We start from the raw sequence: 13724 nt of genomic DNA, 5'->3' as shown, positions 1-13724 counted from the left end.
CTATTGAAAAAAGTGAAATTATTCGTGGGTAGTACTTCTAAGAAATCGAAATGAATGATGACGAAGCGAAGACGGCGCATCGATCATTCGATGTTGGCCCCGGATGCCTTCACCAGCGGGCCCGCGGCGTCGAAGTCTTTCCGCAGCAGACTGTCGAACGCTTCGACCGACATCTGCTCGGCGTCGATCCCCAGCCGGGTCAGGCGCGCCTGTACCGTGGCGTCGGCCAGCACTTTGTCCATCGCGGCGTGGATCTTGTCGATTTCTTCCCGCGGCATGCTCTTGGGGGCCAGGATGCCGAACCAAGTGTCGTACTTGTAGCCGGGGGCGCCTGCCTCGGCCGCCGTGGGCAGGTCCGGCAGCAGGGGCGAACGCTTGGCGCCGGTGTAGGCGAGCATCTTGATGCGCGCGTCGTTCTTGAAGCCGATGATGGCCGGCACGGCCGCGGCGGTGCCCTGGGTCCGGCCGGCCAGCACTTCGTTGATCGCGTCGCCGGTCGCCTTCATGGGAATGTGCTGCATCTTGCCGCCGACGTTGGCCAGGAACGATGCCATCGCCAGGTGGGTGGCGCCGCCGTTGCCGGCGGAGGAGTAGTTCAGTTCGCCCGGCTTGGCCTTGATGGCCTTGATGTAGTCCTGCAGTGAATCGACATTCAGGGTTCCGGGAACCGCGATCACGAATCCCGCGTTGCCGACGTAGGCCACGCCGGAGAAATCCTTGATCGGATCGTAGCCGGGGCTGCGATATAGGGACGGCGCGAGGTTGTGGCTGGCCGCGGTGAACAGCAGGGTGTTGTGGTCGGTCGAGCGGGCCACGAAGGTGGTGCCCATGGTGCCGCCGGCGCCGGCGCGGTTTTCCACGATGACCGTGGCGCCCAGGGCCTTGCCGAGATCGGCGTTGAAGTTGCGGGCCACGGTGTCCAGCGTCGCGCCGGGGCCATAGGGCACGATGAGCCGGATCACGCGCTCGGCCTGCGCCGGCGAGGCGGCCGCGGCCGCCAGGCACAGGCCCATGAACGCCCCGCGCAGCGTGGGGCGCCTTGTCTCCATCCGTATGGTTTTCATTTTGCGATGCTCCTAAGTCATCGGGAACGTCGGTACGGGGGGCTCCCCGTACCGTTTGCTAGCCGATGATCCGGTCGATGGCTTGTTCGAGTGCGCTTTCGGACACCGCCAGGCGTTGGCCAAGTCCGGCGAGCGTGCTTTCGTCAGCCGTGTATTGTTTCCTGGCCCGGGCGATGTCTTCCTCGACCCGTTCCGGGGCGGGGCCGCCGGTCAGCGTGCGTGCCTTGATGCATTCGATGGGCGTCAAGGCCTGGCGGAGCGATTCCTCGCTCAACCCCAGCGGCTTGCCCATGTACTCGACGGCCGCTTCATCGACGAGCGCGCTCGTCACGTCGGCCTGGGTCAGGCCGCGGGCAATGCCCAGGCGTACCAGGATGGCGACGATCTGGTGCGCGGTGCGGAACGGCAGGCCTTTGTCGAGGACGATGGCGTCCGCGATGTCGGTGGCGCAGATCCAGTTCAGGTTGGTGGCGTTGGCCAGCATCCGTTCCTTGTTCAGCGACAGCGTGGCGAGCACGCCGGTCATGATCTGGGTGGCTTCCAGCACGTCGTCCAGGGCCGGCGCGAGCTGCCGCGTGTAGCCCATGCAGGCATCGTGCATTTCGTACAGGTACGAGGCCAGGCGGCCATAGGTGCGCGCCGCGGCGCCGCGTATCCACATCAGGGTATAGGGGTTCTTCTTCTGCGGCATGATGCTGCTGGTGCCGCAGTACCGGTCGGCCAGTTCCACGTAAGAGAACTCGGTGTTGGACCACAGGTAGAGTTCGGAGGCGATGCCCGATACGTTCATCATGAGCAGGGCCGGCACGGTGTAGGCCTCGGCGGGCACGCCCAGCCAGCCGTCGAAGCCCAGCACGGCATAGCGCGTGTTGGTGATGACGCCGTCGAAGCCCAGCAGCTCCGCGGTCCGCTCGCGCTTGATGGGGTAGCGCGATCCGGTCATGATGGCGGCGCCCGCCGGGCTCATGTTGACGCGTTCGTAGAGCTGTTTGAGGCGCGAGAAATCGTTCTCCAGCGACAGCTCCCAGGACATCGCGTAGTGCGCGAAGGTCGTCGGTTGTGCGTGCTGCGACCAGGTCGAGGCCGGCATCACGGTATCGACGTTTTCGCTGGCAAGCTGCACCAGTTGCTTGCGCAGCGCGATGGATGCGCCCATCAGCTTCAGGATGAATTCGCGGATGAAGATCCGGCTGGTGACCGCCATGAAATCGCCCGAGCTGCGGCCGGCATGGATGCGGCCGCCCACGTCCTCGCCCAGCTCCGTGATCAGCCAGGCCTCGCCGGAATGTTCGCCGGCCTCGGTTTCCGCGCGGGTCTTCTCGATGCCGGCGTCTTCCATCCGGCGCAGTGCCCGCAGCATCCTGGCGGCGTCCTCGCGCTTGTGAAAGCCTTGTTCGGCCAGCATCACCAGATGCGCCTTGTCGAAGCGGTGATAGAACGCGTATTCGCGCATCTGCTGTTCGGGGTCGCCCAGCTTCGTGCGTTTCTGGACGTCCTCGGCGTCCTCCGTCAGGCGGGCGCCGGCCTTGCGGTACGGTTCGCCTTTGGCGACTTTGCCATAGATGCTGTCCTTGTTCATTGCTATCGGTCTCCTTGATCGATGTCGGGGGAAAAGAAAATCCCGGGTGCCGTCAGGCGAGGCAGTCGAGAAACAGGCTTGTCAGCGACGCGGATGAGGAGGCGTCGTCGGTCATCGCGGTCAGCCGATCGAGAATGCGGCTGCTGCGGTCGTATCCGATCAGCGGCGAGACGATGGCGAGGAACTTCCGGTCCACCCGCCGCGACTGCTCCGCCTTGTCCACCATGGGGGCCCCCACGCTGGCCGCGCGTTCGAACGAGCGGCCATCGGCCATGCGCAGGGCCACGACCGATTCGCTCAGCCCCATGCCGGGAACCAGTTCCACCCGCACCCGTTCGAGCGTCGCCTGCACGGCATCCTCGGTTACCCGGTCCCAGGTATCCAGCCGGCTCGTGTCCATGCCCAGCAGGGCGAACGCGGCCGCGGCGCGCAGGCTGAACTTGGCCTGCAGGCCGGTGACGGGAGACGGGATGTTGCAGATGGAGCAGGGCGTGCCTGCCGTGACGCGGATGCATTCCACCCGGGCCGGCGGCAGCTCATGATCGAGCCGGAGTGCCTGTACCGCTTCGATGGTCGCGTGGGTGCTGAAGCAGGCGGCGTGGAACTTGAAGAGGTTGCCCAGCAGGTGATAGCCGCCGGCCGGCTCCGACAGGGCATGTCGCACATGAAAATCCTTGCCGTGCGCCAGGGCGAAGCCCTGCGCGCACTCCAGCGCGTCCGGGCGGCTGGTGAAGCCTTGCCGCGCCCATAGGGCGGACCGTACGCCGGTCTGCGCGGCCATGCCGGCATGGAGCGGCTTGGCCATGCCGCCGAACATCGCTTTCAGGCCGGCCGCCTGGGTCGCCGCCACGCCGATGGCATGGCATGCCTCCGATTCCGTCAGCTTCAGCAAATGCGCGCACGCGGCCGCCGCGCCCAGGCTGCCGATGGTCGCGGTGGCATGGAACCCGTTCGCGTAGTGCGCCGGTTCGACCAGCGCGCCGATCCGGCAGGCGGTTTCATAGCCGGCGACGAAGGCCGCGACGAACTCGGACGAGGATGCCTGGCGATATTCCGCGAGCGCCAGCAGGGCAGGGAGGACGGCAACGCTGACGTGTCCCGGCAGCACCAGGTTCACATCGTCATAATCCAGGGCATGCGAGGCCGTGCCGTTGACCAGGGCCGCCTGCGAGGCGCTGACCTTGAACGGGCTGCCGACCAGGGTTGCCTGGGCGGCTCCGCCTTCCTCGCGCACGGCGTCGCGGACGATGCGGCAGGCCGGTTCCCGCTGGCCCGCATGGGCGCAGCCCAGCCAGTCCACCAGGCAATCCCGGGCGACCTGGCGCATGGCGCCGGGCAGGTCTTCGTACCGCACCGCCAGCGCCCGCCGCATCAACTCCCGCGTCAGGCCGGCGCCGTTCCGTATTGTCGTCTCCACCACCGCTTCCTTGCGATCGATGCTTCGATAGCCGCGATCTTGAAGTGCCGTGGTATTTCTTTCCAATGATTATTCTTTGGTACCCTATCATTCATAGTGATGCTATCGCCGCGAGGCAGTTCCATGAATCTGCGCCATCTCGAGGTCTTCCACGCGATCATGCAGGCCGGATCCGTGACCGGGGCCGCCCATCTGCTCAACGTCACCCAGCCCGCCATCAGCAACGTGCTGCGCCATGCGGAGCAGCAACTGAAGTTCAAGCTCTTCGAGCGCATGGGCGGGCGTCTGCAACCGACGCCCGAAGCCTGCGACCTGTTTCCCGATGTCCAGGCGATCTTCGGCCGCATCGATACCTTGAATCGAGCGGTGGACGAGATACGCGGCGGCCGCACGGGCCGGCTGGCCGTTGCCGCGTCTCCGACTTTCGTCAACGCCTATCTGCCCGAGGCGGTGTCGCGGCTGCACCGGCACAGTCCCGGGGCGCGCGTCACGATCCATGCCATGGCCACGGCCAACGCCATCGAAGAGCGCGTCGCACGGCGCGAAGTGGATATCGGCCTGGTCTACACGCCGGTCATGGACCCCAGCGTCGGCGTCGAGCAGGTGGGAAAGTCCAGCGTGGTGTGCGCCGTGCCGCGGCGGTCGCGCCTGGCAAGGAAAAAGGAGGTGACCGCGGAGGACCTCGCCAAGGGGATAGTCGTCGCCACCGGCCCCACGACCCGGATCGGCAAGGCGATCCAGGCCGCGTATGGGGCGCACGGGCTGTCCATGCCCGATGTGGCCGTGGAGGTCAATTCGTCGCAGGCCGCATGCCTGATGGTGGCAAAAGGCGTGGGCATCGGGCTGGTCGATCTGGCGACGGTGCATCAGTACCCGTTGCCCGACGTCGAGTTTCGTCCTTTCCGACCGCACATCGAATTGAGCCTTTGCCTGATTTTTCCGAAGGATCGTCCGCGTTCACGGCTTGCCCTGCGATTCGTCCAGGGATTGCGGGAGCAATTCCATCCGATCCGGGCGTCAATGGACATTCCGGCTCGACACGACCAGGCTGCCCAATAGCGGCGTCAGGTCCTCGGCGCGTTTTCTGTTTTCGCCAGTTTCAAAGTTGTCACCGTCATCGTGTTGTTTCTCGTTGGGACTGGTTTCGCTCTGGTTCTAGCATTGCGAAAAAGTTTGATGAACGTCGCTGGTGAGGTTCGGACATTGGCCGCAGTGTTAGCCATAGCGCGTTCAATTTCTCGAACGCGATCGGTGCTGTCCTAGGGGGCTGCTATCGGTCACTTGCGGTCCTTCGACTTAGTTCCCAGCAGGGGTCGCTCACCGGCACCGCCGCGTTTTCCTCTTGGAGTGCAACCTTCCGTCGATTGCTTTTTGTGCAGGGGCGTGCACCGCTGGATACAAAGCCTCACTGTTCAGCGGCCGAGGCGAGAAAGTTCGATCTGCAGAGCGTTGAACAATGCGTCCAGGGTTGCTTGCTGTAGCAAGAACCATAAATCTTCGACTCCTGCCGGCTCGCGCGCCTCAAGGTCTTGCTTTAAGAAGCGCTGTAGCGCCTCCTCGACGCCCGGATTTAGCTTGATATGCATGCGTTGATGCCTATAGACCCGCACGCGATGAAAAGCTTCATGAAGTGAAGGGTACGAGGCTCGTACATCGGACCAGAAGTAATCGGATCTTCGCTGATGCTTTCCAAATGCCTCGACCGACTCGACAAAGCAGCGATGGCAACAGTTGATGAATGCCTCAAAATCGGCTTCACTAGTTACGACAGTAAGGGCGGCAAAGCGGTGGCTCTCAGGGATAGAGTTCGGTCCGAACAGCGACGGCAGAGAGGCCGCCTCGGAAACTCGCTCAAGCTCAGAAAGATCTTCGAGGATCGCTGCTTTTCGGCGTTCAAGCCAATCGCCCCGTTCTTTAGAGGGAACAAGGCGAAGGATCGTCTTTCGGCCATCACGTCGAGCTTCCTCAAGGGCAACGTACCGGGCAACGACAGAGAGCGTCACACGCGGTGCCTCGCCAGTTTCGGCAGCAACGAGCCCATAGGCACGTAGATGCCGTATGTAGTCGGGGTAGCTCGCGAACTCAAGGTAATCAGCAGCGCGGCCAGCAGAAAGCCATTCAAGGAGCGTGTACTCGTCTGGATAAAAGTCCCTAAGTTCGGAGACGACGTGACGGCAGTAGAAGCTCAGGTCTCCATCGCGCTGATCTTCGGTGCTTGCAAGGTTAGTCGCAGTGACATTAAATGGCCTGATAAGTTTGGCGGCAACCGTGTGGCGATGAACATAGCTGGCAGCAAGACGGCTAAGAAGGGGGTGGCCTCCATATCGAAGGTACATGTATCGCGCTGCATCCTCGTCAAACACCAAGCCCATTCGCTTCCCCAAGACGCGGAGCATGCGACGAACCTCATCCGCAGAGAGGCCTGTTAGGAAGTTGTACGGAACGATGCCGAAGAGCGGATTCTGTGTATCTCCGATTCGATCAATTTCAACCACACTGGGATTTACTCCGGCGAGCAATACAGAAATTCGACGATGGACGCTCTGTGCTGCCCAAATAGTCTGCCAGAAACTTATGTACTCAGAGTGCCAATGCTTGTCCTCGGTGGCGAACGGTGAGATGTACTCAATCTCATCAAAGACAAGGAGGGTTCGTTGGTCGGGACGCGCGGTCGCGAGCAGATTGGTAAAGACTTCGGCGTATCTTCTAGGGTCGGCTGGTGTTTTGAAAGGTTGCCCGAGTGCCTTGCCGAGATCGTGGCCCACCTTTTCCAGAAGTTCGTGCCAATGAAGCTGGCGGACTGACGGCGATTTGCAATCGTAGTAGAGTGATTTTGATCCGTCTACAGAAAGGAAACGCGATAGTTTGAATAGAAAGGAGGTCTTGCCGGTCTTTCGCAAGCCAAACAGTCCTCTGTTCTCACCTCTGCGGGCCGCGTCACGGTAGTCGAGAAGTAAATCATCGCGACCGAAGAAGTAGGTATCGTGCTCGAGCGGAAGACGGAAATCGAATAGATCTCGGGCAAAAAGCTGCTCAGCGATCTTGTTACGGACGTACCATGCATTTCCGGCTGATGCACGTAACTCGCCCGCATTAATGGCTACGATGATACGAGACTCGTGATTCGACGCGAGGTAGTTTCGAATCCATTCCTCGGGATGTGACGTCTCAGAGACAAGAATTAGCGTTAGTTTTTCGACTCTTCCTCGAGCCGGATCATCCTCCAAGAATTGCTCGGCCGCCTGGAGCGTTCGGGGCTCAAGTTGCTGGTACGGGCTATAGACGAGCATGAGTTCCTGCGAGAATCCAAACATCTCTGACATGAAACGTTCTGGTCGCAGGAAGAAGACGGATAGTTCTGTATTGTGACCTACACGCTTGCGGCCCCAGGTGACGTCAAATCCGCTTAAGAACGGAGACAACAGCTTTTCTTCGGCGGGGTGTGATTTGAGGTGAAAATCGCGTACGTCGTCGTGGATGTGGCTCATTTGGAGGGCATGAGTGGTATTGTGAGGACTAACCTAACCAGTCCGCGGTAGAGTGGCAGGTGGGGCCGCAGGTAGGAGCATCTTGCCACAGGCGCTGAACTCTGCCCATCGCCATTCAGAATCGGGACGACTTCACCGCTAAGACGGGGGACGGCACACGCATGTAGCCCGCATGAACGAGCCCTCCGTGCCCGCTCCACAGATTGCCGAAAGACCGTTACGGGTCGGTTTGCGACAGAGTTGACCGGCCATGAGTAGACGCTAGACTAGCCTAACAATGACTACTTCTAACATTCTTCTCGTAAGCATCATTGCAGTTGCTTTGGTGGTATTTGCCAGAGACCGCTACAACCATCGACGAGCTCTAAAGGTTGAGACGTCTTGGATCTGCTTTAGATGTGGTGTCGAGCTTGGCCCCATGCAATCCGTTTTTATCAAAGTCGCCGGGTATACATTAGGAACCAAGGCTCGAGTCTGCGAGCGTTGTGCAAGGCGAGATGGTCGCATTTGGTGGGCTGTCGTAGCAGTATTGGCAGTGTTGTTCGGCGCTACCGTTTTCTTTTTGCTTGCTTAGAGTTCGCCGACTTCAGCTATGAGTCGAAAGCAGACCTCGACGCGCATACATTCGCCCAAGGCCCGCCGGAGCAATTCCCCCAACCTGGCTGTCAATGGAAATTTCGGCTCGAAACGACCAGACTCCCCAATAACGGCGTCAGATCCACCAACCGCTTGGCCAGCAGATGCCGCACGCCCTGATGCGACTGCCACGTGCCATACACCCCCAGCAGCGGCGCCCCCACCAGTTCCCGGCGCTGGCTTTCGACCAGCCCCGGCCAGACGATCACGTTGACCTGCCCGGTCTCGTCCTCCAGCGTGACGAAGACCGCGCCCTTGGCGGTGCCCGGGCGCTGGCGCACGGTGACGATGCCGCAGGCGCGCGCCAGGCGGCGGTCAGGGTAGGTGTGCAGGACTTCGGCGGAGGCGAAGCCGCGCCGCGCCAGGCGGTCGCGCAGCAGCGCCAAGGGATGGCGCCGCAAGGTCAGCTTCAGGGACTCGTAGTCGGCGCGGATGTCGTCGGCTTCGTTGGGTATGTCAAGCAGCGGCGCCTGCTCGTACACCATGGCGTCGCGCAGCAGATCGCGCTGGGGCACGCTGTCGGTGGCTTCCCAGAGCGCCGCGCGCCGGTGGCCGGACAGGCGGCGCAGCGCATCGGCCGCGGCCAGCGCCTGCAAGGCATGGCGATCGAGATCGGCGCGCCGGCCCAGGTCGGTGGCGTCGGCAAACGGCCGGTGTTCGCGCGCTGCCTGGATGCGCAGGCCGGCTGCTTCCGACAAGCCCTGCACCTGGTTCAGCCCAAGCCGCACGGCGGGGCGTTCGCAGCCGGTGTCTTCCAGGCTGGCTTCCCAGCCGCTGGCCAGCACGTCGGCGGGCAGGATGGCCACGCCATGGCGCTGGGCATCCTGGATCAACTGGTAGGGCGAATAGAAGCCCATGGGCTGGCTGTTGAGCAGGGCGGCCAGGAAGGCTTCGGGTTCGTGCCGCTTGAGCCAGGAGCTGGAATAGGCCAGTTGCGCGAAGCTGGCGGCGTGCGATTCGGGAAAGCCGTATTCGCCGAAGCCCTGGATCTGGCGGCAGATGGAGTCGGCGAAGGCGCGGTCGTAGCCGTGGATCAGCATGCCGTTGACGATGCGTTCGTAGTGCCGCGCCAGGTCGCCCTTGCGCCGCCAGGCCGCCATGGAGCGACGCAGTTCGTCGGCCTGGCCTTCGCTGTAGCCGGCGGCGTACATGGCGATCTGCATGACCTGTTCCTGGAAGATGGGCACGCCGTAGGTGCGGGCCAGCGCCTTGCGGACCTTGGGGCTGGGATACGGAATCCGGGCCGGGCCGTGCAGCCGTGCCTGTTCGCGCTGTTTCAGGAAGGGGTGGACCATGCCGCCCTGGATGGGGCCGGGCCGGACGATGGCGACCTGTATCGTCAGGTCGTACAGCGTGCGCGGCCGCAGGCGGGGCAGCATGCTCATCTGCGCGCGCGACTCGATCTGGAAGACGCCTATGGTGTCCGCTTGGCAGATCATGTCGTAGGTCTGGGCGTCGTCCGGGGGGATGCTGTAGAGATCGAGCAGTTTCCGCTGCCGCTGGCTGGCGAATTCCAGGGCGCGCCGCAGCGCCGTCAGCATGCCCAGCGCCAGCACGTCGACCTTGAGCAGGCCGACGGCATCCAGGTCGTCCTTGTCCCATTGCACGACGCTGCGGTCGGGCATGGCGGCGTTTTCGATGGGCACCAGGCGCGACAGCGGCCCGCGCGACATGACGAAGCCTCCCGGGTGCTGGGAGAGGTGGCGGGGGAAGTCCAGCAGTTGCTCGGTCAGCCGGGCCCACAATTGCGCTTCGGGGGAGTCGGCTGCCAGCCCGCATTCCGCGAACCGGTTCAGCAGGTTCTTCCTGCCGTCCCACCATTGGTGGGCCTTGGCGACGCGATCGACCAGGGCGAGGTCGATGCCCAGCGCGCGCCCTACGTCGCGCAGCGCGCTGCGCGAACGGTAGCTGATGACGACGGCGGTCAGCGCGGCGCGGCGCCGGCCGTATTTTTCGTAGATGTACTGGATGACCTCTTCGCGCCGCTGGTGTTCGAAGTCGATGTCGATGTCCGGTGGTTCGTTGCGTTCCTTGCTGATGAAGCGTCCGAACAGCGAGTTGTCGTCCGGCGGAACCACGGTGATGCCCAGGCAGAAGCAGACCGCGGAGTTGGCGGCCGATCCGCGTCCCTGGCAGAGGATGCGGCGGCTCTTGGCGAACCTGACCAGATCGTAGACGGTAAGGAAGTAGGCCTCGTACTGGAGTTCGCTGATCAGTTCGAGTTCTTTTTCGAGCTGTTCGCGTGTCTTGTCGGGGATGCCTTCGGGGAAACGCTGTCTGGCGCCGGCATAGGTCTCGTCGCGCAGGTAGGTGGCGGGCGTGGCGCCGGCCGGCACCAGTTCCTCGGGGTATTCGTACTGCAATTCGTCGAGGTCGAAGGTGCACAGCCGGGCCACGCGCAGGCTTTCCCGCATGAGTTCGGCGCCGTAGACCTTGGCCAGATGCACGCGCGCGCGCAGGTGCTGTTCGGCATTCGGCGCCAGCGCATAGCCGCATTCGGCCACGGACTGGCGCAGGCGGATGCCGCACAGCGTGTCGTGCAGGGGTTTGCGCGAGCGGACGTGCATTTCGACCTGGCCCAGGGGCACGATGGGCAGGTCCATCATGCGGGCGGCGTCTTCGACGGTCTGGCGGTGCGCGCCGTCGCCGGCGCGATTGAGCAGCGACAGGCCCATCCAGCTCCGCTCCGGAAAGGTCCGCGCCAGCCAACCGGCCTGCTGGGCAAGGACATCGCGGGCGACGCCGTGGGCGGGCGCGAGGATGGCCAGGCAATCCGGCACGCCGCGCAAATGCTCATGCCCGGCCTCGGGATGGGAAAGATCGCCGGGTAGCAGGCGATAGCTGCCCTTGGTGGCGCGCAGGCGGGCGTAGGTGATCAGTTCCGACAGGTTGCCATAGCCTTCCTTGTTGGTGGCCAACAGGATCAGGTCCATGGGCGGGATGCCGTCCTGGGCGTCGAGCCGGAACTGGCTGCCCAGGATCAGCCGCAGCTTGTGTTGTTTTGCCGCCGGGCCGCCCCAAGGCAAAAGCGCCCCCTCGGGGGGCAGCGCCGCCGCGTCAGCGGCAAGCGTGGGGGCTTTCTTCGCTTCTTCATGCGCGCGCACGACGCCGGCCAGCGAGCATTCGTCGGTGATGGCCAGGGCCGCGTAGCCCAGTTCGGCGGCGCGTTTGACCAGTTCCCCGGGCCAGGACGCGCCGCGCAGGAAGGTGAAGTTCGTCAGGCATTGCAGCTCGGCATAGCCGGGCAGGGAGGGGATCGAGGGTGGGGACGGTGACATGGCGATTCAGGCGTAGAGCCCGTGCAGGTACCAGCGCGGCTCGTCCAGCGCCTGGTCCAGGTAGAGCCAGTAGCGGATGCCGTCTTCGCTTTCGGCCACGAAGTAGTCGCGCGAGACGGGGGCGCCGTCCCACCAGCCGCTTTCCAGGCGTTCGGGGCCGCGCAGCAGGCGCAGCGGCGTGCCGTAGTACGGCCGGTTGCGGCGCAGGACCAGGGCGATGGGATGCGCGAGCAGCCACAGGGGGCGTTCGGCGTCGGGGGCGCTGTCCTGCGGCGCGGCGCGGGACGGGGGCAAGGCCGGCTGCCAGTGGTTGGCGGTTTCGGGCCGGTGGTCGGCGCGGGGCCGGGCGGCCAGCACGCGATCCGCGCCCAGCCGCGCCGTCAGCAGTTCCAGCAGGCGGTCGTGGTCGGCCGGGGTGCCGCCGGGGTCGGTGAACAAGGCCTCGGAGGGCGCGGCGCGGGAGACGAGCTGGTCGGCATGCAGGGCCACGGCGATGGCCGGCGCCTCCAGCGTCAGGCGTTCGAGATGTTCCTTGAGCAGGCGCAGCAGATGATCGGCCTGCCAGCCGGGCTGGGCCAGGGCCACGATGAGCCGGGTGGGCGGCCGGGCATGGCGGCCGCGTTCGTGCTCCAGCAGGAGGACGATGGCGCTGGCCGCCGTATGCGTGGCGCCGAGCCATCCCGCGAGCTGCTGGACGAGGCGCCGGGCCACGATCAGCACGGCGGCGGTGTGTTCGAGGCGGGCGATCGGTTCGAGGCGGGCGGAGAACTGGAGCGGCGCGCGGATCCAGTCGAACAATTCGGGCGCCTGGCCACAGGCCTGGTCGAGCATGTGGGGCAGGGCGTGGCCGCAGCGCCGCTGCAGGCCGGCGCGCGGCAGGCGCATCAGGGCGGCGAGGGTCCGGCACCCGATGCCGTCGAGCCAGGCCCGGTGCGGCCGCGCCGGCGGCAGCAGCAGGCAGGGCAGCCCGGCCATCCGGCGCAGCAGCCGGTCCTGCCGCAGCACGCGGCGCGGACCAGGCGTGGCCCGTGCCGCGAGCAGCCAGGCGCCATGGGCGGTCGGCGCCATGCCGACGCGGGCCCGGCAGCCCAGTTGTTCCAGCGTGCGCCGGACGCGCCGGCACAGCGCCAGGGGGCCGCCGAAGGCGCGCAGGCTGGCGCCGACGTCGAGCAGGACGCTGGTGTCGGGACCCGGCGCGACTTCCGGCGTGTATTGCAGCATGGCCAGCGCGGTGGCATCGAGCAGTTGCCGCTCCCGCCCGGCATCCCGCTGGATGAACACGGCATGCGGGGCGAGGGCGCCCGCGCCTTTCTTGCGCATGCCCGGCCGCACGCCCAACTGCGCGGCCGCGGGCGTCACGGCCACGACCGCCTCGCGTTCGAGGACCACCAGCGGGCCGGCCGCGTCATCCGGCCAGGACAGGCTCAGTGCGTCGAGGCTGGGGTGCGTCAGGTAGACGCTGATCCACAGGCGCATGGGAAGACTCGGAAAAGGCGGGCATCGAATCCGCGGCCGCCGTCGCGCGCGGCGGCGCGAGCGGCACCAGCAGGCTCGTGTCGTGGACGGGGCCACGGCGCTTGAGGATGTCCACGCGGAGTTGATCGCCGGCGGGGTGCAACAGCAGGCGCAGCGGCGCGGGCGATGCCGCATGGGCGGCCTCGGCATGGCGGAAGGCGAAGAAGGCGGTGTCGCCGGCCTGGGCAGCCAGGTGCAGCCTGCGCAGGGCGGTCGCGGGCGGACGGGAAGGCCAGTAGAGCAGGGCCGCGCAATGCCCCTGCTTGAGGATTTGTTCGGCGGCCCACAGGCCATCGGCCGCCTGCGCCGGGGCGATCCACAGCAACTGCCGGCTGGGAATGCCTTGGGCCTGCCAGGCCTGGATGGACGGCTGCTGGGGCGGGTGGAGCAGGACGATGCTGCGCTGGACGGGCAAGCGCCGCAGCGCCGGCAGCAGCAGGCGGATTTCGCCTATGCCCGGCCGCGGCAGCAGCAATTCGGTCAGGCTGCCCAGCGGCCATCCGCCGTCGGGCAACTGGCGGGAAAGCCCGACATGGCCGGTGTCCAGGCCGGGACGGCTGTTGCGGGCGAGCTGCGATCCCCGCCACAGGAGGGGATGGATCGCGGTGCTGGCGCGCGGCGTGGAGATTCCGGCAGAAGACATGGGACAGGATCGGCTTATGGCAGAGTACTGTATAAATATACAGTTGTTGAGTCAAGCCGTGGAAAGTCATCGCAACGCCGGCGCGTCCATCCCGCCTTTTGGGC

At 65.0% G+C, this 13724-nt stretch carries 8 protein-coding genes; 1 reads left to right on the top strand and 7 read right to left on the bottom strand.

The genetic code is table 11. The features are described from left to right. Positions 1–83: 83 nt before the first annotated feature. From AC1Q6E_RS18555 to AC1Q6E_RS18545, 3 genes are read right to left on the bottom strand one after another with little or no spacing between them, the layout of a single operon-like run. Positions 84–1064 (bottom strand): tripartite tricarboxylate transporter substrate-binding protein, encoded by a 981-nt coding sequence (locus tag AC1Q6E_RS18555; RefSeq protein WP_492573249.1) that lies wholly within the window; start codon positions 1062–1064, stop codon positions 84–86. Between the two features lie 58 nt (positions 1065–1122). Then, entirely contained in the window at positions 1123–2643 is a 1521-nt protein-coding gene (gene argH, locus AC1Q6E_RS18550) for an argininosuccinate lyase (RefSeq protein WP_492573248.1), read from the bottom strand. A 52-nt stretch (positions 2644–2695) separates the two neighbouring features. Continuing rightward, entirely contained in the window at positions 2696–4060 is a 1365-nt protein-coding gene (locus AC1Q6E_RS18545; protein WP_492573247.1) for an MmgE/PrpD family protein, read from the bottom strand. 123 nt (positions 4061–4183) lie between these two features. Here AC1Q6E_RS18545 and AC1Q6E_RS18540 point away from each other — a divergent pair, with 123 nt between their 5' ends. Then, a complete protein-coding gene (locus AC1Q6E_RS18540) occupies positions 4184–5119 on the top strand; it encodes a LysR family transcriptional regulator (RefSeq protein WP_492573246.1) in 936 nt (311 codons plus the stop codon). A gap of 353 nt (positions 5120–5472) precedes the next feature. Here AC1Q6E_RS18540 and AC1Q6E_RS18535 read toward each other — a convergent pair whose 3' ends face one another. The 4 genes from AC1Q6E_RS18535 to imuA all read right to left on the bottom strand — a co-directional run bounded on the left by AC1Q6E_RS18535 (position 5473) and on the right by imuA (position 13620). After that, positions 5473–7548, bottom strand: a complete 2076-nt coding sequence (locus AC1Q6E_RS18535; RefSeq protein WP_492573245.1) for an AAA family ATPase — start codon at positions 7546–7548, stop codon at positions 5473–5475. Positions 7549–8213: 665 nt separating this feature from the next. After that, complete coding sequence (locus tag AC1Q6E_RS18530; RefSeq protein WP_492573244.1) at positions 8214–11462, bottom strand: error-prone DNA polymerase; 3249 nt, start codon at positions 11460–11462, stop codon at positions 8214–8216. A gap of 6 nt (positions 11463–11468) precedes the next feature. Beyond that, a complete protein-coding gene (locus AC1Q6E_RS18525) occupies positions 11469–12938 on the bottom strand; it encodes a Y-family DNA polymerase (protein ID WP_296559689.1) in 1470 nt (489 codons plus the stop codon). Next, complete coding sequence (imuA, locus tag AC1Q6E_RS18520; protein WP_296559686.1) at positions 12868–13620, bottom strand: translesion DNA synthesis-associated protein ImuA; 753 nt, start codon at positions 13618–13620, stop codon at positions 12868–12870. The genes AC1Q6E_RS18525 and imuA overlap by 71 nt, the downstream gene beginning before the upstream one ends. Positions 13621–13724: the final 104 nt, after the last annotated feature.

The organism is Pigmentiphaga sp. MLSB6-MA01 (assembly GCF_058793475.1).
This window is presented reverse-complemented; position numbering and strand designations above follow the sequence as displayed.